General features: G+C 33.6%; 24 protein-coding genes and 1 other RNA gene. 16 read left to right on the top strand and 9 right to left on the bottom strand.

Annotated features, from left to right (window positions below):
* Positions 1–1,898: choice-of-anchor L domain-containing protein (locus tag BKM63_RS21910; RefSeq protein WP_207539298.1), on the bottom strand; the 1,898-nt coding region annotated here is incomplete at its 3' end.
* A 499-nt stretch (positions 1,899–2,397) separates the two neighbouring features.
* Between BKM63_RS21910 and BKM63_RS21905 the strand changes: the two genes are divergently transcribed.
* From BKM63_RS21905 to BKM63_RS21875, 7 genes are all read left to right on the top strand, one after another.
* Entirely contained in the window at positions 2,398–2,883 is a 486-nt protein-coding gene (locus BKM63_RS21905) for a SixA phosphatase family protein (RefSeq protein ID WP_071638709.1), read from the top strand.
* Between the two features lie 5 nt (positions 2,884–2,888).
* Positions 2,889–4,967 carry a polyphosphate kinase 1 gene (gene ppk1, locus BKM63_RS21900; protein WP_071638708.1) on the top strand — a complete coding sequence of 693 codons (2,079 nt, stop codon included), beginning with the start codon at positions 2,889–2,891 and terminating at the stop codon, positions 4,965–4,967.
* A 35-nt stretch (positions 4,968–5,002) separates the two neighbouring features.
* Positions 5,003–5,893, top strand: coding sequence for a Ppx/GppA phosphatase family protein (locus BKM63_RS21895; protein ID WP_071638707.1), 891 nt, complete (start codon positions 5,003–5,005; stop codon positions 5,891–5,893).
* Positions 5,894–5,964: 71 nt separating this feature from the next.
* On the top strand, positions 5,965–6,546 hold the full coding sequence (locus BKM63_RS21890) for a TMEM175 family protein (protein WP_071638706.1): 582 nt from the start codon (positions 5,965–5,967) through the stop codon (positions 6,544–6,546).
* A 217-nt stretch (positions 6,547–6,763) separates the two neighbouring features.
* Complete coding sequence (locus tag BKM63_RS21885) at positions 6,764–7,222, top strand: Crp/Fnr family transcriptional regulator (protein ID WP_242661214.1); 459 nt, start codon at positions 6,764–6,766, stop codon at positions 7,220–7,222.
* Between the two features lie 62 nt (positions 7,223–7,284).
* On the top strand, positions 7,285–8,313 hold the full coding sequence (locus tag BKM63_RS21880) for a saccharopine dehydrogenase (protein ID WP_071638705.1): 1,029 nt from the start codon (positions 7,285–7,287) through the stop codon (positions 8,311–8,313).
* Between the two features lie 6 nt (positions 8,314–8,319).
* Entirely contained in the window at positions 8,320–8,898 is a 579-nt protein-coding gene (locus BKM63_RS21875) for an NAD(P)H-dependent oxidoreductase (protein ID WP_071638704.1), read from the top strand.
* Positions 8,899–8,967: 69 nt separating this feature from the next.
* Here BKM63_RS21875 and BKM63_RS21870 read toward each other — a convergent pair whose 3' ends face one another.
* Together BKM63_RS21870 and dnaX are read right to left on the bottom strand one after the other, a co-directional pair.
* Positions 8,968–9,384 carry a DNA polymerase III subunit gamma/tau gene (locus BKM63_RS21870; RefSeq protein WP_071638703.1) on the bottom strand — a complete coding sequence of 139 codons (417 nt, stop codon included), beginning with the start codon at positions 9,382–9,384 and terminating at the stop codon, positions 8,968–8,970.
* Between the two features lie 257 nt (positions 9,385–9,641).
* Positions 9,642–10,727: a DNA polymerase III subunit gamma/tau gene (gene dnaX / locus BKM63_RS21865; protein WP_071638702.1), complete on the bottom strand. Its 1,086-nt coding sequence runs from the start codon at positions 10,725–10,727 to the stop codon at positions 9,642–9,644.
* Positions 10,728–11,147: 420 nt separating this feature from the next.
* Here dnaX and BKM63_RS21860 point away from each other — a divergent pair, with 420 nt between their 5' ends.
* The 3 genes from BKM63_RS21860 to BKM63_RS21850 all read left to right on the top strand — a co-directional run bounded on the left by BKM63_RS21860 (position 11,148) and on the right by BKM63_RS21850 (position 12,588).
* Complete coding sequence (locus BKM63_RS21860; RefSeq protein ID WP_071638701.1) at positions 11,148–11,567, top strand: hypothetical protein; 420 nt, start codon at positions 11,148–11,150, stop codon at positions 11,565–11,567.
* Positions 11,568–11,732: 165 nt separating this feature from the next.
* A complete protein-coding gene (locus tag BKM63_RS21855; RefSeq protein ID WP_071638700.1) occupies positions 11,733–12,209 on the top strand; it encodes a BON domain-containing protein in 477 nt (158 codons plus the stop codon).
* Positions 12,210–12,216: 7 nt separating this feature from the next.
* Positions 12,217–12,588 (top strand): LysM peptidoglycan-binding domain-containing protein, encoded by a 372-nt coding sequence (locus tag BKM63_RS21850; RefSeq protein WP_071638699.1) that lies wholly within the window; start codon positions 12,217–12,219, stop codon positions 12,586–12,588.
* Between the two features lie 224 nt (positions 12,589–12,812).
* Here the strand turns inward: BKM63_RS21850 and BKM63_RS21845 are convergent, their stop codons facing one another.
* Positions 12,813–13,106, bottom strand: a complete 294-nt coding sequence (locus BKM63_RS21845) for a hypothetical protein (RefSeq protein ID WP_071638698.1) — start codon at positions 13,104–13,106, stop codon at positions 12,813–12,815.
* A gap of 124 nt (positions 13,107–13,230) precedes the next feature.
* Here BKM63_RS21845 and rnpB point away from each other — a divergent pair.
* The 3 genes from rnpB to BKM63_RS21830 all read left to right on the top strand — a co-directional run bounded on the left by rnpB (position 13,231) and on the right by BKM63_RS21830 (position 15,881).
* Positions 13,231–13,567: RNase P RNA component class A (gene rnpB / locus BKM63_RS21840), an RNA gene on the top strand.
* A 31-nt stretch (positions 13,568–13,598) separates the two neighbouring features.
* The gene (locus BKM63_RS21835) at positions 13,599–14,849 is read left to right on the top strand and encodes a cation:dicarboxylate symporter family transporter (protein ID WP_071638697.1); all 1,251 of its coding nucleotides are present in this window, start codon (positions 13,599–13,601) and stop codon (positions 14,847–14,849) included.
* Between the two features lie 114 nt (positions 14,850–14,963).
* Positions 14,964–15,881 carry a ketopantoate reductase family protein gene (locus tag BKM63_RS21830; protein ID WP_071638696.1) on the top strand — a complete coding sequence of 306 codons (918 nt, stop codon included), beginning with the start codon at positions 14,964–14,966 and terminating at the stop codon, positions 15,879–15,881.
* A 78-nt stretch (positions 15,882–15,959) separates the two neighbouring features.
* Here BKM63_RS21830 and BKM63_RS21825 read toward each other — a convergent pair whose 3' ends face one another.
* The 3 genes from BKM63_RS21825 to BKM63_RS21815 form a co-directional block, all read right to left on the bottom strand.
* Positions 15,960–16,154, bottom strand: coding sequence for a hypothetical protein (locus BKM63_RS21825; protein ID WP_008467912.1), 195 nt, complete (start codon positions 16,152–16,154; stop codon positions 15,960–15,962).
* Between the two features lie 93 nt (positions 16,155–16,247).
* A complete protein-coding gene (locus BKM63_RS21820; protein WP_071638695.1) occupies positions 16,248–16,934 on the bottom strand; it encodes a response regulator transcription factor in 687 nt (228 codons plus the stop codon).
* Positions 16,935–16,944: 10 nt separating this feature from the next.
* Positions 16,945–18,303 carry a sensor histidine kinase gene (locus BKM63_RS21815; protein ID WP_071638694.1) on the bottom strand — a complete coding sequence of 453 codons (1,359 nt, stop codon included), beginning with the start codon at positions 18,301–18,303 and terminating at the stop codon, positions 16,945–16,947.
* Positions 18,304–18,644: 341 nt separating this feature from the next.
* On the opposite strand from BKM63_RS21815, the gene BKM63_RS21810 reads away from it, so the two are divergent.
* Entirely contained in the window at positions 18,645–20,762 is a 2,118-nt protein-coding gene (locus tag BKM63_RS21810; protein WP_071638693.1) for a TonB-dependent receptor domain-containing protein, read from the top strand.
* Between the two features lie 83 nt (positions 20,763–20,845).
* Here BKM63_RS21810 and BKM63_RS21805 read toward each other — a convergent pair whose 3' ends face one another.
* Together BKM63_RS21805 and BKM63_RS21800 are read right to left on the bottom strand one after the other, a co-directional pair.
* Positions 20,846–21,451 carry an RsmD family RNA methyltransferase gene (locus BKM63_RS21805; RefSeq protein ID WP_071638692.1) on the bottom strand — a complete coding sequence of 202 codons (606 nt, stop codon included), beginning with the start codon at positions 21,449–21,451 and terminating at the stop codon, positions 20,846–20,848.
* Positions 21,448–22,269 carry a DUF3822 family protein gene (locus tag BKM63_RS21800; RefSeq protein WP_071638691.1) on the bottom strand — a complete coding sequence of 274 codons (822 nt, stop codon included), beginning with the start codon at positions 22,267–22,269 and terminating at the stop codon, positions 21,448–21,450. The genes BKM63_RS21805 and BKM63_RS21800 overlap by 4 nt, the downstream gene beginning before the upstream one ends.
* A 318-nt stretch (positions 22,270–22,587) precedes the next feature.
* On the opposite strand from BKM63_RS21800, the gene BKM63_RS21795 reads away from it, so the two are divergent.
* Both BKM63_RS21795 and ygiD read left to right on the top strand, forming a co-directional pair.
* Positions 22,588–23,997, top strand: a complete 1,410-nt coding sequence (locus BKM63_RS21795) for an ATP-dependent DNA helicase (protein WP_071638690.1) — start codon at positions 22,588–22,590, stop codon at positions 23,995–23,997.
* Positions 23,998–24,075: 78 nt separating this feature from the next.
* Positions 24,076–24,906: a 4,5-DOPA dioxygenase extradiol gene (ygiD, locus tag BKM63_RS21790; protein WP_071638689.1), complete on the top strand. Its 831-nt coding sequence runs from the start codon at positions 24,076–24,078 to the stop codon at positions 24,904–24,906.
* Positions 24,907–24,996: the final 90 nt, after the last annotated feature.

Below are 24,996 nucleotides of genomic sequence, written 5' to 3'. Positions count from 1 at the left end.
GTTCCCACTGCATTTGTTACTGTTCCGGCAGTTACCGTTCCAGTGCTTGCGCCAAAACAAGTTACATTAGTTTTAGATGAAGCGGCCAGGGCTAAAGCAGCGGTTGGCTGTGTGATCGTAAAAGTTTTAGTAAGTGTACAAAGATTTGCATCTTTAATCGTTACAGTATAAGTTCCAACGGTCAAGTTTGAAGCAGTGGCCGTTGTTTGTACCGGAGATGTATTCCAAGAGTAAGTATACGGACCTGCACCGCCAGATGCGGTTACAGTTGCTGAACCTGTCGCACCTCCAAAACAATTGATGTTGACTTGTGAAGTCGTGGCAGATAAAGCAGTGGAAGGTTCTGTTATTACAACTTGTTTAGTGTTACTGCAGCCTTTTGAGTCGGTAATAGTTACAGTATAGGTTCCAGCAGGCAAATTACTTGCAGTTGCAGTAGTTTGTACCGGAGCAGTATTCCATGAATAAGTGTAAGGAGCTGTTCCGCCTGAAGCTGTTACAGCTGCAGATCCAGTTGTTGCGCCTTTGCATTTTACATCTAAGTGTGATGCCGTTGTTTCTGTTATAATAATATTAGCTTGGCTTACTACAACAGGTTTTATATCATAACATCCGGATTGAGTGTTTAACCCTTTAATGTAATAAGTTCCAACAGTAGCAGCAGTTGGCGTTGTATACGGAATAGTTGCCGCAGCATCTTGCCAATAACTAAATGTTAAACCTGAAGTACTTCCGGCTGTAATTGCCGGTAAAGTAATATTGGTTGTGCTGTTAGCACATATTGGAGCCGGATTTGTAATTACCAGTGTATTTGTTGCAAAACTTTTAGCTTTCAAAAATACGCCTGCATCCCATTTCTGGTCGTATGCATCGGCAATAGCCATTTTTATTTTATAGTTTTTGCCTGGAGTAACAGCATAAGTTGCCGTTAAAACAACGGTTGATCCGTCAAATTCCATTGTTGCAGAACCTAATGGATTATTAGAGTAATAAGCAACATTATGATCTGGAAAAGAAACATTGTCAACATTTGTTCCTGCGGAGTGAATATTATTAATCGTTACCGCGTCGCCATTTGGCAATTGTGCCAGGTTTATGGCATTGTTGGTATAAGGTCCGGTAATTCCAAAACCGCTTAAAAAGAATCCGAAAGCATCGTTGTAATTCGTATGAACATATTCAAGATATTCTTCGGAAGCAAATACAAACTTAAACTCGACAAGATTTCCATCCGGAATAAATTCAAATTCCAATATAGACGCATCATGCATTGTTTTACCGGAAATTGTGGTTAAATCAGGATCGCTTGCCTCGTCTACCATTTCGTCCGTTTTGTTCGTGTAGGTGTTAGGACCCATCGCCGAACTAATTCTTCCGGTAGATAAAAGCAAACCTTCATCGATAGGAAAAGTGGATGAGCCTTTGCTGTAATAACCCAATTGTCGGTTTCCTGCAGTCGTTGACCAGCTGTGGTTGTTCCACGTCCAGGTGTTGTTATTATTTTTCTTATAATAACCAAAACGAACATTGCTAATAGTTAAACAGCCCGATGTAAGTACATTACGAACTAATTGATCAGCATTATAGCCGTTATAACCTGCAGCTGCATTAGCAACATCAATCGAACCGGCAACAGCTGCAAGCGCACTGACTTCTGCTGTTTTTGCTGTACTTTTAGACGTTACCTTACCTGCCGGTAGAGTATTTCCAATTCGCACAGGAATTTCCTGTGCCGATACTGTAGAACAATAGAACGAAAAACTTAAAATTAGAATTAAAAGAAATTTTAATCTCATTTTAAGAAACACTTCATTCGGATTGTTTTTGCGAAATAGGAAAATATACTTACAACCTTTAATCAATTTCCCTACTTCTTTTAGAGTAGATTTAGTTCTCATATATTAGGATTTTGTTTTTGAAGTATTTGTTATATTTTAACAGAATCAAAATTATATTAGAGTTTTTCTAATTAAATTTTTTTATCTGTAACTAACCTAAAAACTCGTTTAAGTGCTCTTTTTTTGTCAAAAATTGACTCAAAAAAATATATTTTTGACTGATTTGCCCAAAAATTATTATCGAATTTTCTTTCTTTTTTGATGAAAATGAGGTGATTTGCTTTTGTTTAAATGTCTAATAATCAAATATTTAGTTAATTTTTTGCAGATATAGGAAATATCGACTAAGTGTAGCTTTTAATGGATGAAGTACATTTTTTCTTCTACTCAGAAAAACAGAATTTGAGGATTATTAAAATTTTGATGATAATTTATTCTTGTTAAATTTTAGCCATACTGTTAACAGAAATAAAAAAAGAAGAAGTATTAAAATAACTTTTGTAAATTAGAACTTAAATAAAATCGCGATTCATTTTTGCGGTTTTTAAACCTTCTGCTTATGAAAAATTTAATTTTAATACGGCATGCAAAATCAAGTTGGGAAGCACCTTTAAAAGATTTCGACAGACCTTTACAAAAAAGAGGGATTTTAGATGCACATGAAGTTTCTACTCATATTTCAAAATATCTTCCAAAAACTTATATAATATGGAGCAGTACTGCGGCACGGGCTTCAGAAACGGCTTTAATATTTGCACAAAACATTTCATACCCTATCGAGAGCATTGTTTATAGGGATGATCTATATACTTTTGATGAAAGACAACTCGAAAAGGTTATTAAATCATGTGATAATAGTTTAGAAAGCGTTATTCTTTTTGGACATAACGAGGCTATTACAAATTTTGTTAATAAATTTGGGGATGTTTTTATCGACAATGTTCCAACCTCTGGCTTTGTATCACTGCAATTTGATTCAGAAAGCTGGGACTCTATCAATAAAGGCAAAACCCATAAAACAATATTCCCCAAAGACTTAAAATAAATACAGTGTACGAACAGAAATATATCGATAGAGAAAAAAGCTGGTTAGCGTTTAATGCAAGAGTACTTCAGGAAGCGGGCGACAATACGGTGCCGCTTTTAGACAGACTGCGTTTTGTTGGAATTTTTTCAAACAATTTAGATGAGTTTTTTAGAGTTCGATATGCCGCAATTAGAAGATTGAGTCTTTCCGGAATTTCCGGCGAAAAATATTTAGGCGGTGTTTCTGCCCATCAATTAATTAAAGATATTACCGAAATCGTAATTCAGCAGCAATCTGAAAGTTTACGTATTTTGGGCAATATCGAAACAGAACTCGAAGCAGAAAATATATTTATTATAAATGAAGATCAGGTTACAGAAAAACAGGAATGTTTTTTAAAGGATTTTTATATGCAGAAGCTGAGTCCGGAATTGGTAACCATTATATTGAATGATCTTGCCGAGTTTCCGGTGCTAAAAGATACGCTGGGTTATTTGGCAGTGCGCTTAGAACTTAAAAATGATAAAGTTCGTTATGCTGTTATTGAAATACCTAAAACAATCAACAGATTTGTTGTACTTCCATCAGAAGACGACAAGCAATATGTAATTTTAATTGATGATGTAATTCGGCTTAAACTGAAAAATATCTTCAATATATTCGATTATAAAACGGTTTCGGCGCACATGATCAAAATTACACGTGATGCCCAGTTAGACATTGATAGTGATTTGAGTAAAAGTATGCTCGAAAAAATCGCTACTTCTGTAAAAGACCGACGAATTGGCGAACCGGTTCGTTTTATTTATGACAGTTTAATCGAAGACGATACTTTGCGTTTCTTCTTAGATAAAATGAAAATTGTTGAAACCGACAGTATAATTCCGGGAGGAAGATATCATAATCGTCGTGATTATATGAGTTTTCCAAATTTAGGACGTTATGATCTATTGTATAAACCTAACGAACCTTTACCGGTTCCGGGTTTGAGTCTTGACGGAAGTATTTTGGAAAAAATCAATAAAAAAGATTATTTACTTCATGCTCCCTATCAATCATTTTCATACTTAACCAAATTTTTGCGTGAAGCGGCTTTAGACCCAAAAGTAACCAGTATCAAAATTACTTTATATCGTTTGGCCAAAAACTCTCAGATTATCAGCTCATTGATTAATGCTGCAAAAAATGGTAAAAAAGTAGTGGTGCAAATTGAGCTTCAGGCACGTTTTGACGAAGCTTCGAATATTTCCTATGCAGAGCAAATGCAGACCGAAGGAATAGAACTTATTTTTGGAATAAAAGGTTTGAAAGTACACAGTAAAATTTGTGTAATCGAAAGAAGCGAAGAAGGGAAATCACGTCGTTACGGATTTATTTCGACAGGAAACTTCAACGAATCGACAGCCAAGATTTATACAGATGTTACACTGTTTACCTGCCATCAGGGAATTTTGAAAGATATTTCTAAAATATTCGAATTCTTTGATATTAATTATAGAGTACACAGATACAAACATTTAATTGTGTCGCCGCATTATACAAGATCAAAGTTCGTAAAACTAATTGATCGCGAAATTCTTCATGCATTAGCAGGCAGAAAAACATTCATTAAATTAAAAATGAATAGTTTATCAGATTTTAAAATGATCGATAAATTGTATGAAGCAAGCAATGCGGGCGTAAAAATTCAGCTTCAGGTAAGAGGAATCTGCTCGTTGATTCCGGGAATTCCGGGAATGAGTGAAAATATCGAAGCGATAAGTATTGTCGATAATTATCTGGAACATTCAAGAGTTTATATTTTTGGAAACGCAGGATTAAATGAAGTATACATCTCGTCAGCAGATTTTATGACCAGAAACCTCGACGGAAGAGTCGAAGTAACCTGTCCGATATATGATCTTGAAATTAAAAAAGAACTAATTGATAATTTCAATATTGCCTGGAAAGGAAACGTAAAAGTAAGATACCATTCTTATAAATTAGATAATAAATATAAGCCTAGAAACCATCATGCCCCATTTAGAGCCCAGTTTGAAACCTATAAATATTATCAAAATAAAATTTCGGTACTAGAAGAGGTTCCTCAAAAAGTAGACTAAATACATTAACTAAATTACAAAATCATAAAGTGAGCATGATTAATATAAGGAAATTTGCAGCAATAGATATCGGTTCAAATGCCATGAGACTTCTGATATCCAATGTTGTAGAACAGGATGGAAAAGAACCCCAGTTTAATAAAAGTTCACTTGTTCGTGTGCCAATTCGTTTGGGACAAGATGCCTTTACAGTAGGAGAAATTTCAGAAGAAAATATAGATCGAATGGTTGATGCCATGAAAGCATTTAATCTTTTGATGAAAGTTCATAAAGTAGAGCGTTATATGGCATTTGCAACATCTGCAATGCGTGAAGCGTACAATGCAAAAGAAGTCGTAGCTTTAATTAAGAAAAAAGCCGACATCAAAATTGAAATTATTGATGGTAAAAAAGAAGCTGCGATTATTGCTTCTACTGATTTACATCATTTATTAAAAACAGATGAAACCTACCTATTTGTAGATGTGGGTGGCGGAAGTACAGAGTTTACATTGTTCTCTGACGGAAAAATGATTAATTCAAGATCGTTTAAAGCAGGAACGGTTCGTTTACTTAATAATATGGTACACGATGTGGTTTGGGATGAAATCGAAAAGTGGATTAAAACCAATACAGCAGATTACGATGAGGTTACACTTATTGGTTCTGGTGGAAACATCAATAAACTATTTAAAATGTCCGGAAAACAGCAGGAAAAGCCACTTTCGTATATTTACATTAATTCACAATACGCCTTTTTAAATTCACTGACTTACGAGCAAAGAATCGCCGAATTAGGTTTAAATTCTGACCGTGCAGACGTTATTATCCATGCTACACGTATTTACCTGAATGCGATGAAATGGAGTGGAGCACGCCAGATTTTTGTTCCGAAAATTGGACTTTCTGACGGAATCGTAAAAGCAATGTATTACGGTAAAATTTAATTTTTTACTCACATCGTAAGAATATAATTAGTGGAATTTGCGGCAAAAAAATAATCAGTAATAATTAATAAATGAATAAAACTAGACTTGAAGCCTTTAGTGATGGTGTTTTGGCAATTATCATAACCATTATGATTCTGGAAATTAAAGTGCCGGAAGGAACTGAATTTGCCAATTTAAAACCGCTTATACCTAAGTTTTTAAGTTATGTCTTGAGTTTTATTTATGTTGGTATTTATTGGAACAATCATCATTATTTAATTCACAGTCTTACCAAAATCAACGGAAGGATTTTGTGGGCAAACCTGCATTTACTTTTCTGGCTGTCGTTAGTTCCGGTTGCAACCGGATGGATGGGAGAACATAACTTCGCAAAAGCTTCTATGGCTTTGTACGGAACGGTATTGTTGTTATCTTCAATAGCATATTTTATTTTACAGCGAATTATAATTATCAGCGAAGGCAGTGATTCCATAATTGCAAAAGCGATAGGAAAAGATGTAAAAGGGAATGCTTCTTCTGTTTTGTATTTATTAGGAATCATTTTTTCATTTTACAACGAATGGATTTCCGGTGCAGCTTATATTATTGTTGCTTTATTATGGTTAATTCCTGATAAAAGAATAGAAAGAGCCTTTGCTGTAAAATCATAAAGTTTAAGGGATAAACTCTATAAGAGTGTTACATTTATGGAAAATGACGGTTGTTGTCAAAGTTCCGGCAGAGTGATATTATAGCAGTATCAAGAATAAAATTTTTATTTTCAAAAATGAAATCCGTTTTTCAGTCTATTCACATTTTACCACAAGAAGAATTAGATCAGTTAGATGATTTGATTACATTTCGAAAACTCAAAAAAGGAGACTTTTATTGACTGAAAACCAGGTTTCTAATGAAGGCGTTTTTATCAAAAAAGGAATTTTGAGATCCTATTTTTTCAATCATCAGGGAGATGAAATAACCAATTGTTTTGCCTTCGAAAACGAATTTATGGCTTCATTTTCAAGTTTTATAACTCAGGAAATAGCAGAAGAAAATATTCAGGCTCTGGCCGATACGGAGCTGGAGGTTATCAGCCGTGAAAATTTAGAAAAACTTTATAAATCAAATAATCATTGGCAGGAAATAGGGCGCAAATTAACTGAAATGGAGTATGTAAGGCTTCAAAAACGAATGATTTCTTTTCAGAAATTATCAGGAAAGCAGCGTTATGAGGAGCTTCATCAGAATCATAAAATATACCTTCAATTAATTCCGCTTCAATATTTAGCATCTTATTTAGGCGTTACGCCAAGGCATTTAAGCAGGATTCGTAAATCCATTTTATAGGACATTTGTCTAGTTATCCTGAGATATTCCGTTATTATTTTTGCTGAAAACAATATATAATAATGAGAAAAAATATTTTAGTAATTGGAGGAACGGGGTTAGTAGGGAAAGTCATTTTGCGTATTCTTCAAAGAAGAAATGCCGACTATAATTTGTTTGTGGGAAGTCGTCAATCAGGAAATACGGCAAACGATTTGATTATTGATGTTAACAGCCCAAAGACTTTTGAATGCATAATACACAACAAAATCGATTTGATTGTAATGTGTACAAAAGACAGTAAAAATGAAGTTTTGCAGTTTGCCATACAAAATAAAGTAGGTTATATTGATATCACAAAACCTACGCCGGATTTAACCGTTGCTTATAATCTGGCTAAAGCTAATCAGCATAATATTCACAGTCATATCGTTTTTAGTTCTGGCTGGATGGGAGGTATTGTAGCAAGTTTAGTCGATTGTATGGAATCTGATAAAAGTAAAATCCGGGAAACTAGTCTTTATATTTATTATTCCGTAAAAGATTTGGCCGGAAAAAGTTCAGCCAATTTTTTAGCAGAAAACGTGTGTAAACCCTTTGTAGTTTACAGAAATAATGAACCGCAAAAAGTCAAACATTTTTTAAATTCCGAAAAATTTGATTTCTCATTCGGCATTGGAAAACGACAGGCTTATAATCTTGATGTTCCGGATTTGTTTATTTTAAATCAGATCGAAAAAATACCCACGGTTTCGGTTAAGATAACTTATAATTCTAAATTTATTACTAGCTTAATGGGATATTTTCAGTCACTTAGAATATTTAATATTATGTCTTTAAGAGAAAGGCAGCTGATGTTTGGTTCGAGTGGGAATGGAGATCAAACCGTTTTTGAAGTTGTTGTTAAAACTCAGGATAAAACAAAAAAAATAAGCTTACAAAGTGTTAAAGGTCAGGCTGAGTTAACCGCTTTTTCTACAGTTTTGCATATTGAAAAAATGTTGAGCAATACTTTATTAAAAGGAAATTATTTCAGTCATCAAATACATTCGTCTCAGGAAATTTATGAAGCATTAGAGAGTTATGCTGCAATTAATATTAAAACCAGCTAATTAACCATGAAAAATATTCTAATCATCAATGGGCATCCAAATCCGTTAAGCTTTAATTTTGGAATAGCCGAATCCTATTTAAAAGGTGCAGTTGCTTCGGGAGCAACAGTAGAAACAATTACAATTGCGGATTTAAAGTTTAATCCAAATTTACAGTTTGGTTATCAAAAACGTACTGAACTGGAACCGGATTTGCTGGAATCCTGGGAAAAAATTAAAAGAGCTGATCATTTGGTTTGGATTCATCCGGTTTGGTGGGGTGGACTTCCCGCAATAACAAAAGGGTTTATTGATCGATTATTTTTACCAGGAATGGCATTTCAATACCGTGAAAACTCGGTTTGGTGGGATAAATTATTAAAAGGAAAAACAGCACATATTATTACCACTTTAGATCAGCCGGGTTGGTATTATTGGTTTTCTTTCGGGAGGCCAAGTGTAAATCAGTTGAAGAAATCTACTTTGGAATTTTGCGGTGTCAAACCTGTCAAAGTCACCTACATCGGAATTATAAAAGGTTCTGCCGATCTGCAAAGAGCAAAATGGCTTGAGAAAGTCTATAATTTAGGATTGAAGAACAAATAATTTACTTAACTCGAATTACATTTATTTAAAAAGAATTAAAGTGAATTCGTGTAATTCGCTGAAAACAAACTATACATGTAAATCCAGCCCAAATGTAGAACGCAGCAGTTCGATATTTGGGTTGATTTCGAGAAGTCGGTTATAGCGGTCCTGGTCGTTGTAGCTTCTTTTGGTTTCTACTTTTTCATTAACCACAATTTCAATTGTAATGTCATGATTGTGTAAATGACCTTTCAAATGTCCTAACAAACCGTTGATTTGAGTTTCAAAATCTAATTTAGAACCCTCATTTGGAAGTTCTAAAGTAATCTTAGTCCCGTCTAAAGTTGGATCGTTTATCAGCAGTAAAGATTCCATGATTTTGAAACCTTTTTGACCTAAACGCTCTGCATATTTGTTCCACTGCACCAACATTTCGGTTTCAGTAAAATCTTCTGTAGGTAAAACCGACGTTGGCTTAACGTAGCTTTTACTGCTTTCCTCCATTTCTTTTTTCTTGCGGATACTCGCCAAAGAAAACGCCGAAACTTTTGGTTCACCGCCTATTTCAACTCGTGGAGTTTCAATTTTTGGTGTTTCAGCCTTTGGGATTTCAGGAGCTGGAGTGTTTACAACACTGGAACTGGCATTGTCATTTTGATTGACATTGGCGTTTTCGTCCGTATTTGGAGTTTGCGATTTTGAATTTGGAGTTTTAACCTCAGTTATCGAGAAACTCCCATTTTTATAATAAGTGGGAGGAATTATGTATTGCTCAACTTTTTTTTTTCTCCATCAAAGTTGATAGAGGCCAATTGCATCAGGCATAATTCAACTAAAAGACGCTGATTCTGACTCAATTTGTACTTCAAATCACAGTCATTTGCAATGTCAATTCCTTTTAATAAAAAATCCTGAGAGCATTTTTGAGATTGAACGCCATACATTTGCTGTGCCTGCTCTCCAACTTCAAGTAAGGCAATAGTAGCAGGTGTTTTGCTTACTAACAAATCTCTAAAATGAGAGGCTAATCCGGCAATGAAATGATGTCCGTCAAAACCTTTAGAAAGAATGTCGTTGTATGCAATTAAAAGATCCGGGATTTTATTTTCCAGAATCAAATCAGTAATGCTGATATACGTTTCGTAATCTAAAACGTTTAGGTTTTCGGTTACGGCCTGACGTGTTAAATTGGTACCGCAATACGAAACCACACGATCAAAAATAGATAAAGCGTCGCGCATTGCACCATCTGCCTTTTGGGCAATAATATGCAAAGCATCGTCTTCAAAATTGATTCCCTGACTTTGAGCAACATCAGCTAAATGTTCTTTAGCATCTTTTACGGTAATTCTTTTGAAATCAAATATTTGACAGCGAGATAAAATCGTTGGGATGATTTTGTGTTTTTCTGTTGTTGCCAAAATAAAAATGGCATGTTTTGGCGGTTCTTCTAATGTTTTAAGAAAAGCATTAAAAGCAGCCGAAGACAACATATGAACCTCGTCAATAATATATACTTTGTATTGTCCGGTTTGCGGCGGGATTCTAACCTGATCGATAAGGTTACGAATATCATCAACCGAGTTGTTTGAAGCAGCATCTAACTCAAAAACGTTAAAAGCAAAATCTTCATTTGGATCATCATATCCGGGCTGATTTATTTTTCGGGCCAGAATACGGGCACAGGTTGTTTTTCCAACTCCACGCGGTCCGGTAAATAAAAGAGCAGAAGCAAGGTGATTGCTGTCAATAGCATTCAGCAAAGTGTTGGTAATGGCTTTTTGTCCCACAACATCCTTAAAGGTCTGCGGGCGATACTTACGAGCCGATACTACAAATTGTTCCATATTCTGTTTTTATTCGATAGCAAATATAGCCCGAAAATTACCAAATCACAAATCTGAAAATCATAAATATTTAAGGGAATTTTGAGAGGTTTGAATGTGAGGAAGTAAGACGCTGTTGTAAATGATTTTATTATAGTATTCAGAAAATTGAGGACTAATAAACTGGATTTGTTATATCAAAAATACAGATTTAGGCAGATTTTTTTTCGTTATATTTGTTTTTCTGCCCTCCCAATAAAAAGGTAATAAGCCATCACAATCGACAATCAAATCTTCACTAGGAATTAAGAAGTCTCATGAAGAGAGAAAACTAAATCTAAGATCTATTTTATCCAAAATAAAATGAAAGTTTGCAACGTTCCAAAATCAATAATTCTTCTTTTATTATTTTTAATTTTCCCAAAATCAATTTCCCAAACTATGAATCTTAATCAAGTAAATTTCAAGAAAATTACAAATCAATTTTCTGTAAAGGATTTTGAAAAGGTTAAAAACTTTATTTTAGAAAACGGAAAGACGACGACCTATCGCAATTACGATAATAATAATCCGTATTATGATTTTGGCAGATTTCAGGTTTATTTGAGTGCAGATATTGGACAGAAGAACATCAATAATGATCCTAAGTTATCTGACTTTAATGAAATGACTTTGAAAGATGAAGATCTATATTACAAAATTTTAATCGTGAGAAAAGGAGATATTCTGGCTTTAAAAACGGGAGTATTAGACGGAATGGGGGAAAATGAAGTATACTATATTGATAGTTATTCTATTGGAGTAGATGAGAAGTCAGATCTTTTGTCAGATTATTTAAATATAATGAAAAGGTTAAAGTGATGTTTTTAATGCATTTACAAGTCATAATTAATGTTTTAATTATAAAATTCACATGTTGAAATTTTGTTTCACAATGGAAAAAATGTAAAAATTGTAAGATTATTATGTAATATTTAAGTTTTTAATTCGTTTAACTTTAGTATAAATTAATTAAAAATATCCATTATGAAAATTAAATCAGTTTTATTGGGATTAAGCCTTGCTGTGGCATTCGTGGCTTGTAAACCTAAAGATGCAGATATTGAAAAAGATATTGCTGCAAAAATTGGCGGTCTGCCGGGAGTTGAAGTAACAGTACAAGATGGTGTTGCCACCATTACAGGTACATGTAAAGATGATGCTTTTAAACAAAATGCAGAAAGCATAGTGAAAGGTGTAAAAGGGGTTAAATCAGTAGTAAATAATTGTGAGATTCCAGCTCCGGAACCTGTAGTAACTGCTCCTGTAGAAATTAATCCTGATGCTGTTTTAACTACTTCGGTAAATGAGGTTGTAAAAACATACAGCGGTGTAACTGCTGCAGTTAAGGATGGTGTTGTTACACTTACGGGAGAAATTAAAAGAAGCCAATTGCAGTCTTTAATTAAAAGCGTGCAGGAATTGAAGCCGAAAAAAGTTGAAAACAAATTAACTATTAAATAACTAGGTTATGAGTTTAAAAGATAAATATAAAGAGCTGACAGATTTGGCTTCTAATTTAGGAATAGCTGATTTGCAGGTAAGGGAACAAGATAATGTTTTGTATGTTGATGGAACAGCAAAATCTGCAGATGACAAGGAAAAACTTTGGAATGCTTACGGAAAAATTGATCCTGATTTTAGATCAGCAGATGTAGTAATGAATATTGAAGTTGCAGAAAGAGCATCGACAGAATATACTGTTGTAAGCGGTGATTCTTTATCTAAAATAGGAAAAGCACACGGCGTTTCATGGCAGGCAATTTACGAAGCCAATAAAGATGTTGTTAAAAATCCCGACGTGATTCAGCCGGGGTGGAAATTAAAAATACCAACAGTATAATTTTTTATTTATGTTGATTAAAAAGTCCGTCTTATTGATGGGCTTTTTTTTGGGTTAATTCCCATTTTATATCATTTCGACGAAAGGAGAAATCGCAGTTATAATTCGACAAGTTTAACGATTCACCTTTATGGAGTTTCTCGTGAGATTTATTTCGTTTGTTTGCTGTCGATTGAGTCTGCTTTCGTCGAAATGACAAAACTGAATGGAAAAAGCAAAAGAAACTACCTTCCCCTAATACTTAAATCAAATAAAAATTTGGCAGTTTCCTGATCTGAATCAGCAGAAAAACCTGCTACATAAACTCCTTTTTTGCCCGTAGTGGACTTAATTCCGTATACAACTGCCTCATCGCCAGGGTCCGAATCCCCTTCGTATCGATACACATGAACAATTTCAAATTTCTCAGGATTTTTTTTAATCATGTCTGCATTTCGATTAAAATCGCAGGTAAATCCTTTTTCATTCAATTGATCTAAAGCCTTGGAGACAGTTGCGTAATGATACATTCTTTTCATGATAACTGAATTTAAAATTATAGATTTTTAAAGATAACTATTTTAAAATTAAAAAGTTATGATAAAATTCATAAAATCGGAAATTTAAAACCAATATAGTTAAGTGATAAAATCGTACTTTTGCCACGCAGACCGCCTTATCGCTGTTCCTCCTGATAGCTATTGGGATGGGAGAGAGGAAAGTCCGGACACCACAGAGAAGCATAGCGGGTAACGCCCGTCGGTCCAGATAACTTGTTATCAGGATTAGGACAAGTGCAGCAGAAAGTATGTACAGGTAATGCTGTAGTGAAACCAGGTAAACTCTATGCGGTGAAATACCAAGTATATCAGCATTTAAGGGCTTCTCGTCCGTTGTTGAAGGGTAGGTAGCTTGAGTTCCGAAGTAATTCGGAATCTAGATAAATGATAAGGCCTTGATTTATCAGGGACAGAATCCGGCTTACAGGTCTGCATTTTTTATATATTTGTGAACTATCTTAACCTGCTTTCATGAATATAAACACTCCAAATCCCGCTTCAAAAGCAAACAAAGGCATTTTTTATGCTGTAATTACCAATCTTACTTTTTGGGTTTTGATAGCCATTATTGCCGGGGTTCTGCTCGGACATTTTTCGCCCGAAAACGGAGTGAAAATGGAAATTTTGGGTGCTAAATTTATCAGTTTAATCAAATTGTTTATCGGGCCTATTATTTTTCTGACCATTGTTTTGGGAATTTCCGGAATGGGAAATCTAAAGAAAGTTGGCCGAATTGGCGTAAAAGCCCTGACCTATTTTGAAATAGTTTCTACTGTTGCGCTGGCGATAGGCGTTGCAGTTGCTTACCTTTTTCAGCCGGGAAAAATCGATAAATCTAGTTTAACACTGGGCGATGCAAGTCAATATACCGGCGGAGCTGCAAAGCAGTTTTCGTGGCTGGAATTTTTCTTGTCAAATTTTACACTGCAGGTTTTACTGGCTGCAATTGTATGCGGTATTGCGCTGAATTTTTATAAAAAAAGAGAGCAGACGATTCTAGTTTTAGAACGAATTTCAAATGTGGTTTTCCTCGGATTAAAATATGTAATGTATCTCGCTCCAATTGGTGCTTTTGGAGGAATGGCCTACACCATCGGAAAATTTGGTTTAGGAACTTTGATTCCGCTTGGAAAATTAATGCTCTGCGTTTATCTCACTATGGCGCTTTTTGTATTTTTAATTTTAGGAACCATTTTAAGATATTATAAAATAAGTATTCTTTCAATCTTAAAATACATTAAAGAAGAACTTTTATTGGTTTTGGGAACATCTTCTTCTGAGGCAGCTCTGCCAAGTATTATGGTAAAGCTGGAAAGAATGGGATGCAGTAAATCGGTTGTAGGATTGGTGATTCCTACAGGTTATTCATTTAATCTCGACGGGACCTCAATTTACTTATCAATGTCGGTAATATTTTTGGCGCAGTTGTATGATGTGCATTTGAGTTTTTTCGAAATCCTGACGGTTATCGGTATTTTGATGATTACTTCAAAAGGTGCAGCAGGTGTTACCGGAAGCGGTTTTATTGTGTTAGCTTCGACTTTAACGGCGCTGCATAAAATTCCCGTAGAAGGTTTGGCTTTTTTATTGGGGGTGGATAAGTTTATGAGCGAAGCCAGAGCCATTACAAATCTGATTGGCAATACAGTAGCAACCATTATAATCTCAAAAACGGAGAGAGATTTTACTGAGCTTGATCTGAATCCTGTATTAGAAGAGTAATAGATATTAGCAAATTAATTAACGGATTCTGTCATTGTGAGAAACGAAGCAATTGCACTGTTTCATTTATGATTTATTGGAATTTGGAATTTAAAAATTGTAATTTAAAATCTTATGAAAAAAATTGGAATTTTAGGACTAGGCGGAGTAGGTGGTTATTTCGGTGGCTTATTAGCTAAAGCGTATTACGAATCAAATGATGTGAAAATCATTTTTATCGCACGCGGTGAAACCCAAAAAGCGATTGCAGAAAACGGATTAAAAATTGTAACAGATGATTCTGAAATGATTGTTCATCCTGATTTGGTTTCAAACGATCCATCGGAAATTGGTGAATTGGATTATTTAATTTGTGCTACCAAAACCTACGATATAGAAGAAAGCCTAACGTCTTTTAAAGAATCTATTAAAAAAGAAACCATTATTCTTCCTCTTTATAACGGCGTTGACGCACCGGAAAGAATTCAAAAATTGTTTCCTGAAAATGAAGTATTGCAAGGCTGTGTTTATATTGTTTCAATGATTTTTTCGCCGGGAACCATTCGTAAAATTGGGTTTTATGAAAAGTTATTTTTTGGTTCTAAAACGGCCTCATTTTCAAAATTGGAAGAATTGCAAAATATACTGCAAAAAGCAAAAATCGAAAGTAATCTTGTTGAAAATATCGAGGAAACCGTTTGGGAGAAATTCATTTTTATTTCAGCTTTAGCTTCGGCTACTTCTTATTTGGATCAGAATATTGGTGATATTTTAAGTAATTCAGAATCTAAAGTAACTTATATCGAACTGCTTCATGAAATTGAAGATGTCGCTCAGGCAAAAGGGCTAAAATTACCGCATGATATTGTTGCGCAGACTATACAGAAATTAGAAAAATCACCAAAAGAAGCAACTTCGTCTATGCATAGGGATTTTCTGGCCGGAAAAAATACAGAGGCAGTTTCGCTCACGCAATTTGTAGTAAATGAAGGAAAAAAATATGGAGTAAAAACTCCTCTTTATGAGAAGATTGCTGCCGTTTTGATAGCGTAAAATCTCTTTTAAACACACAGAAACATAGATTTTCGACTTTTTTGTGTTTTAAAGCTATATTTCTATGTGCCTAAAATACTACGATTCGTCTTTTGTTGTACGAACCAGACTGATTCCCGACATAAAAAAAACGATTCCCAAGATACCATAAATAATTAATGATTTAATATCTCTGGTTTCGCCCGAAGTGCCGGCAAAAATTACGGCAGTATAAATAAGTCCTACTATTCCGAGGATTGTCAGCAATCCTCCGAAAAATCTTTTTAGGTTCATGATTTTAGATTTATAAGTTCTTATCAAATGTATAATTTCAATTGCTATGAATTGTTATACAATTGTTTATGAAAACTTATATGATTTGCAGGATTACTTTTGAATTTTAAATTCCAAACCAATATTTCGCACACTTTCAATCTTGATTTTTGGATCTGAATTAAAATATTTTCTAAGTCTGCTGATAAAAACGTCCATGCTTCGGCCTGAGAAATAATCGTCTTTTTTCCAGACAGACATTAAAATTTGGTCTCTTTTTAGTAACTGATTATGGTTTAGATATAAATATTCAATAAGAGAAGCTTCTTTCTCCGTAAGCTGCTGAACGTGATTTTTATTATTAAGAGTTAAACGTTCGTTATCAAAAATATACGAACCAATTTCAATGATATTATTTCCTTCCAGACTTCTCTTTTGTTCAATTCTCTTTAGAATATTCTGCAAACGCAAAATCAGTTCGTCGACTTCAAAAGGTTTTATAATATAATCGTCTGCACCAAGTTTTAATCCAATAATTTTGTCTTCCTTTAACTTTCTTGCAGTCAGAAAAATAAAAGGAATTTCGGGGTTGATTGTAATTATTTTTTCGGCCAGTGAAAATCCGTCTAATTTGGGCATCATTACATCAAAAACACAAATATCAAAAGTTTGGTTTTTAAAATAGTCTAAAGCTATTTCGCCGTTTTCTGCCCAGGTTACTTCAAATTGATGCAGTTCTAAGTATTGTTTTAAAATTGCTGCAAAATCAAAATCGTCTTCAGCTAAAAGTAATTTTTTCAAAATAAGGGAATTAAACTTTTAATAAAATAGTAAACTCTGTTCCTTTTCCTAAATCACTAATAACGTTAACAGATCCCTGATGTGCTTTAATGATTTGATCCACATAATACAATCCTAAACCTAAACCTTTTGTATTGTGAAGATTTCCTTGTTCTACACGATAAAATTTTTCAAAAAGAAGCGATTGGTTGTTTTTCGAAATTCCGATTCCGTTATCTTCAATGCTTATAGAAAACTGATTTTCAATTTGTTTTGTTTTTATGATGATCTTATTAGAACCATATTTTACAGCGTTTTCCAAAACGTTTAAAAGTGCCGTTGTTAAATGAAACTTATCCAGAACAAGAGTGGTTTTTTGAGTTTGAAAATGGGTTTTGATATCGATTTTGGGATAAGTGATTTTAAAATCATTTACAATAGTCTGCAGAAAATCTTCTGTTTCAATCTTTTCCTTTTGCAGTTCGATTTCATTTTCAGCCAGAGAATTGGCCATAACCTGATCGATTAGACTTTGAAGGCGATTATTCTGGCGTGAAATTGTATTGACAATGGTATTGAAATTTTCGTCGTTGTCACGAATGTTTTTCTGTTCCAGAATTTTGGTAGAAATGCTCAAAGTAGCCAAAGGCGTTTTAAGTTCGTGTGTAATATTATTGATGAAATCGGTTTTTACATCGCTTACCTTTTTCTGTTTTATCAAAGCTTTTAAGGCAATTACAAAAAGTGTAATAAGCGTAAGAATAGACAGTAAAGATAAAACCAGAACGAAAGCCATTCGTCTTAAAATAATCATTTCCCAATCGATAACAGAGACATACATAGAATCTTCTGTTAGTAATTTATAGTCTTGATTTTCAAAAGTTCCGTTGGTCGTTCCAACATAACTCCGAACCAAAAAGGCATGATTTAATGAAGCCAGATTTCCGTATAATTTGTTTTGAATAAAAGGTTTTTCTGAGAAAATAGTATCGGCCTTTTTAGTGTTTTTATACAGAATGAATTTGTTGAGGACAATCGCAAAATCAATTTTAAAATTAGGCAGATCTCTTTCGAATTTTCGCTGAATTTCCTGTGTTAACGAACTTTGAGATTCATTTTCCAGAATTCCGTTTTTAATATCAATTTTAGAATTTTTTCCCTGAATGTATTGCTCGGATAATTTTTTGTAAAGTGCCTCTTTTTTAGAAACTAATGCCGAATCAATATCGCTGTAGTTATTCGAAATTTTGGCAATTTCATTTTTAATCTGCGTATGAAACTGCGCCACTTTATAATCATAAGTGGTTTTTACCAAATAACATTGCACGGTCGATAAAACGATTAACGCGATAACCGAAAATGTTATTAATAAATTAATTCTTTGTTTCATTTCTTTTATTTGGCCCGCGGATAATGCGGATTAAACGGGTTTACACAAATTTATTTTTTTATGCAGATTGAAAATTATCTGCTCAATCTGCGAGAGATTATAGCTCACGGATAACGCGGATTGAACTGGTGTAAACAGATTATATTTTAGCTGAATTTTAAAGAATAAACCAGTGCAAACCAGTTTAATCTGTAAAATCCGTGGTCTGTTTTCCCGATTCAAAAATAAAGCTTTTATCAGACAAAAATGATATTAACCCCCCATTAACCTTCAATTAACCTTTGTAACTCTTTTTTAGAAGCATTTTTGCATCATCTCAAAACCACAAAATCTTTTAAAAAATGAACCTTTATTTGCCTTTAAAATTTCTTATAGCACTTTTACTTTTTTTTCTTTCACTTACTGCAAATGCTCAAAATGAGAAGTCTAAAGATTCGATTTCAAATCAGCAGTTAAAAGAAGTTGTAATTACTCAAAACAAAAAAACTTTTACGAATTCAAACGGAAATATAAAAGTTGACGTTGCGAACTCTGTTTATAATTCGATTCCGAACACGGTTGATTTACTGGCCAAACTGCCAACAGTTCAGGTTAGTTCCGACAAAGAAAATATTACGATTATCGGGAGAGGAAATCCGTTGATTTATATTGATAATCAAAAAGTAGGTATAAACGATTTAAATGCTTTGGTTCCGGCTGATATTAAAACGATCGAAATTATTCAGAATCCGTCTTCGAAGTACGAAGCCGAAGGGCGTTCGGTTATTTTAATTACCAGAAAGTTCAGTAAAAAAGACAGTTTTAGAACAGATATTTCTGAAGTTGCTTCTTTTAAGAAAAATTACAACAACTATTTGGGTTTTAATTCGAGTTTTAAGAAGTACAAATTAGAATGGAAAGCCAATTTTGATTATAATCGTCTCAATCCCTGGGAAAGTCATAGTATTGATTATGAGATTCGAAATGCTGATATTAAGTCAAAATATGATGTAACAGCCACTACAAAACGAAAACAATATGTTTTTGGCGCCGGGTTATTTTATAAAATTAACGATGACGATTATTTTTCGTTCAATTTTAGTTCCAGACTTCGTACAGACACTTTTCCTATAAATACATTCACATACAATAAAAATCAAAATGTCGAAAATAATGTTTTGACCTGGAGTGATAACTCTAGTAAAAAAGATTTTATAAACTCTTTTCTGAATTATTCAAAGAAAATAAAAACCATTGATACGCAGCTTTTTGCAGGTTTTCAATATTCTAATTTTCAGCAGAATTTAGAAACTATGGTAAAAAATAATTACAACGAAACAGAATTTGATCTGGCTCAAAATCGGAATCAAAAGTTTAATGTAGATGTTTTTTCGGGCAGGATTGATTTGGAAAAAAAGTTTAAAAATGAAATCAATCTCGAATACGGCGGACTTTATTCCGCAGCAAAATCAAAATCAGATACTGATATTTTTGATTTCGAAAAAAATGAAAATGCAGCTTTAAATTATGATTTTAAGGAAGCGAATCTGGCAGCTTACACACAGCTTTCGGGAAAAATTAAAAAGATTAGTTTTTCTGGCGGACTTAGAGTTGAAAATACCAATGTAAGCGGAAAATATAAAACAGATTCTACGCCCTTAATTGATAAAAACTACACGAATCTTTTTCCAAAATTGCAGATTTCTATGGAAATAGACAGTACAAAAAGTATTAATTTGAATTATGCTAAAAGTATTTCGAGACCTAATTATTCATCGTTAAGCAATATTGCAACTTACATAAATCCTTATTTTATTTATGCCGGTAATATTAATCTGGGGCCTTCATTTGTTAATGAAATTTCGTCGACTTTTCAATACAATGATAAATCAGTAAAATTGAGCTATTATCAAGTTAAAAATCCGGTTTACAATAGCTTTTTGTATGATAAAGCTAAAAATATAATGACTTTTAAAGATATAAATTTTGATAAGGAAACGGGTTTTAATCTTGATTTTGAATTGCCTTTTACTTATAAATTTTGGACAACGACTAATTCAATACTTTTCTTTCTGGAGAAAGTTGAAGATCCTTCGGCAGAGTTTTTAGACTCAAAACCTTATTTGTATTATTATTCCAATAATGAGTTTAAGCTTCCAAAAGACTACACTTTTGTTTTAAGTTTTTGGGGATTAACCAAACAGAAGAAAGGTGTTTTTGAAAGAAGTCCCAGGTTTGTTGTAGATATGGCACTTTCCAAAACATTTTTTAAAAAATGGAATTGTACTTTAAGCTGTAATAATGTATTTAAAAATGTAACCGAAACAGAAGAATTTACAATTAATGATACCAGCTCGAAAGCAAGATATGTGGTAGATGCTCATGAAATTTCGATCTCGGTTAAGTATTCTTTTGGGAAAATTAAAAATACTGAATTCAAGGAAAAAAGTGTAGATGAGAATTCAGATAGAATTCGATAAAATGAAAAATTCCAAAATTAAAATCCCAAATTCAACTGAAGTTTGAAATTTGGGATTTTAAAAATTTTAAAAATTGATATCGATTATCCTTCGTCTTCCTCAACAATTTTTAGAGGAGAATCATCGGGAAGTTCTTCATCGTCATCGGTTGAATGCAATTCGAAGAAACTAAAAAACGAACCGCCGTAACTTTTCTGAAATGAAAAATTACTTAAATGGTCCATTTTGGTGTATTTAGAATGTTCAATAATCATCATGCCGTCTTCTGAAAGTAATTCTTTTTCAAAAACCGTAAGAACAATTTTCTCAAAAGCATTCTGATCCAGTCCATAAGGCGGATCGGCAAAAATAATATCGTAAGATGTTTTACAGTTTTCCAGAAATTTATAGACATCACTTTTAGTGGCCGCAATGTCGAAATCATATTCTGATGAGACTTGTTTGATGAATTTTACGCACCCAAAATCGCCGTCTACAGAAGTGATTGGAGCACTTCCGCGTGAAGCGAATTCATAGCTGATGTTTCCGGTTCCCGAAAATAAATCTAAAACCTTTAAGCCGTCAAAACTAAAATGATTATTCAAAACATTAAACAATGCTTCTTTACTCATATCAGTCGTAGGTCTTACAGGAAGGTTTTTTGGTGGGAATATCCTACGCCCTTTGTATTTTCCTGAAATGATTCTCATGATTGAAATAAGATATAATGTTTTTGATTTTGAGCAGTTGTGTAATTATTTTTTTCTTTTAAAGTACTTACGTCCAGAAAAGAAACATTACGTATGTATTTGTAAGCTATTGCGTAAAACGGATCATTTTGGTTAATGGTGCCCAGTAATTCCAAATGAAAGATCTCCGGATTTAGATTTAGTTGTTCTGCGGTGAAAAGCAGGTAATAAACAAAATCTTCGGGAGTTTGATATTCAAAAGAATTGAACAACAATAGTTTTTGATTTTGTACAACGATAATCTCAAAACGCTCCGGGCTAAAATTAACCACCATTTTTTTCTCGTCGTTGTTTTTTGAACCTTCCAGAATTTTTTCGACCAAAATGCTGTTTACGTGTTTGTAATCGAACGAGCCTACATTATCAATTAAAAAGTTGTTGATGTTGATGTAAGGAATGTAAACCGAATGCATTTCATAATTTGATATTTGATCGAAAGTAAAAAAATCAGTATCAAATACTTTTGTAGTGTACTGCAGATAACTTCCTAAATAATCTTCATCAAACAATGGAGTTGGTACAAAAGTCGAAAGGTTATTGTTGTGTATGACTAAAATATCATCATACGTTTCCTTTAATTCAGGATAATTCTTAAAAGCCGAAGCGTATAAATCTTCAATTTTATTTTGTTTTTGAGAAGTATCAAACTGAACTTCATCAAACGCTGTAATCGTATTATTTAGGGTATCAAAACAACAAAATGAAAATCCGTTCAGGGAAACCTGAATAGAAAGTTTTTTGTAATTTTTTGATGTGATATTTGTATTGTGTAATGACATAGTTGATTTACAATTCGTTACCTGTTTTGTTTCAAGAAAGAATTTAAGGCGAGCACAAACTTACAAAATTAAAAAGGAACAATTATAATTGCAATTTTAAAAAACAATATTACAAGAAGGTTAGCGAAGCATTATCGTTGCGTTATTTTTTTTAACCATATAAGTTATGTATGTAATTTAAGCCTGCAGTGCAAATTATACAATTTAAAAAAATTAAAATACCATCAATAAAACTAAAATAACTTATATCACTTATATGGTTTTAAATTATTGACATTGCCATTTAAAAAGCCGAACTTTGTATTTCAAATTTACCTTATGAATTCAGCATTGTTTTACGGCATTTTACAAAAAAGATTTCCTTTTGCGCCTACTTACAAACAGGATATTTTTTTTCAAAAAATTGCCATTTTTTTAACCGAACCGGCAAACGATACCATTTTTGTTCTGAAAGGATATGCAGGAACCGGAAAAACAACAGTGATTTCGACTATTGTAAATAATCTGGGAGATATTAATAAAAAGTTTGTTTTGCTGGCTCCAACCGGACGCGCAGCAAAGGTAATTGCTAATTATTCGAACACACCTGCTTTTACTATTCATAAAAAAATATATTTTCCTAAAAAATCATCAGGCGGGGGAGTAGCTTTTACCAAGCAGGTCAACAAACATAAAAACACCATTTTTATAGTCGATGAGGCCTCGATGATTTCAGACAGTACTCTCGACAGCGGTTCGCTTTTGGATGATTTGATTAATTATGTTTATTCCGGAAGCAATTGTAAGATGATTCTTCTTGGAGATACAGCACAGTTACCGCCGGTAAATTTAGATATTAGTCCGGCTTTAGATATTCAGACTCTGGGTGTTCATTATGATAAAGAAATCGAACATATCGAGCTCGATGAAGTAATGCGTCAGGAAGAAAGTTCCGGGATTTTATTTAATGCAACCGAATTGCGTGAATTACTCAAAGAAAGTTTTATTACTGAGTTTAAATTCAATGTCAAAAAATTTAAAGACATTGTTCGTTTAACCGATGGTTATGATATTCAGGATGCTATAAATACAGCTTACAGCAATTATAGTATTGAAGATACCGCTTTTATCGTTCGTTCGAATAAAAGGGCAAATCAATACAATGAACAAATCAGAACCCGGATTTTGTTTAAAGAAAGTGAACTTTCGGTTGGCGATTTTTTGATGGTGGTCAAGAATAATTATTTCTGGCTCAAAGAAACAGATGAAGCCGGATTTATTGCCAACGGAGATATAATCGAGGTTTTAGAATTATTTGGAATCAGGGAATTATATGGATTTACTTTTGCTAAAGTAAAAATCAGAATGGTCGATTATCCGGACCAAAAACCTTTTGAAACGGTATTGATTTTAGATACAATTAAAAGTGAATCTCCGTCTTTGACGTACGAAGAATCAAATCGTTTGTACGAAGAAGTAATGAAGGATTATGAAGACGAAAGTACAAAATACAAGAAATTCCAGAAAGTAAAAGAAAACGAATATTTTAATGGTCTTCAGGTGAAATTTTCTTATGCCATAACCTGTCATAAATCGCAGGGAGGGCAGTGGAACACTGTTTTTATCGAACAACCATATTTGCCAAACGGAATCGATCGTGATTACATTAGATGGCTTTATACCGCTATGACGCGTGCTAAAAATAAATTATATTTGATAGGATTTAAAGACGAGAGTTTTGAGGAATAAAGGTTTGCCACGAATTAGACTAATTTTTAGAGCTTAAAAATAATTAGTGAAATTCATGGCAGAAAAGAACTTTAGCAAATGACAACACTAAACGATTTACATTCGATTTCATCAGCGTTTTCGAATACAGATAAAATGCCGGTTCTTTTTCTGGGACATGGCAGCCCCATGAATGCCATTGAAGAAAATCAGTTTGTAGCGGGTTTTCGAAATCTGGCTAAAACATTGCCACAGCCCAATGCAATTTTATGTGTTTCGGCGCACTGGTTCACAAAAGGAACAAAAGTAACTTCTATGGAAATGCCCAGAACAATTCACGATTTTGGAGGATTTCCACAGGCACTTTTTGATGTGCAGTATCCCGCAAAAGGAAGTCCGGAACTGGCTTTAGAAACTAAAAGAATCTTAGATCCGGTACAGATCGATTTAGACGAACACTGGGGGCTGGATCATGGCGCGTGGAGTGTGATCAAGCATTTATATCCGGAAGCAGACGTGCCGGTAATTCAGTTAAGTATTGATTATACAAAATCCGGGCAATATCATTTTGAGCTGGCTCAGAAATTACAATCCCTTCGTCATAAAGGCGTTTTAATTATCGGAAGCGGTAATATTGTTCACAATCTTCGTTTGGTTGATTTCAGGAATTTTGACAAAGATAATTATGGTTACGATTGGGCAATTGAAGCCAGAGAAACTGTAAATAATTATCTGTTGGACGGAAATTTCCAGCCTTTAATTGATTTCGAAAAAATGAATAAAGCAGTGCAGCTGGCAGTTCCAACCCCGGAACATTACCTGCCTTTATTATATACTTTAGGATTAAAAGGAAAATCAGAAGAGGTGAGTTTGTTTAATGACAAGCTTTTGGCTGGTTCTTTAAGTATGACTTCAGTCAAAATTATGTAGAAGTTTAACCGCAAAGCACGCAAAGGTTTTTATTATGGATTACCCTTATTAAACGCCAAGTTCGCAAAGCTATATTGATAGAGCTTTGCG

The sequence above is a fragment of the Flavobacterium johnsoniae genome, from assembly GCF_001879205.1.
GTDB lineage: Bacteria > Bacteroidota > Bacteroidia > Flavobacteriales > Flavobacteriaceae > Flavobacterium > Flavobacterium johnsoniae_A.
This window is presented reverse-complemented; position numbering and strand designations above follow the sequence as displayed.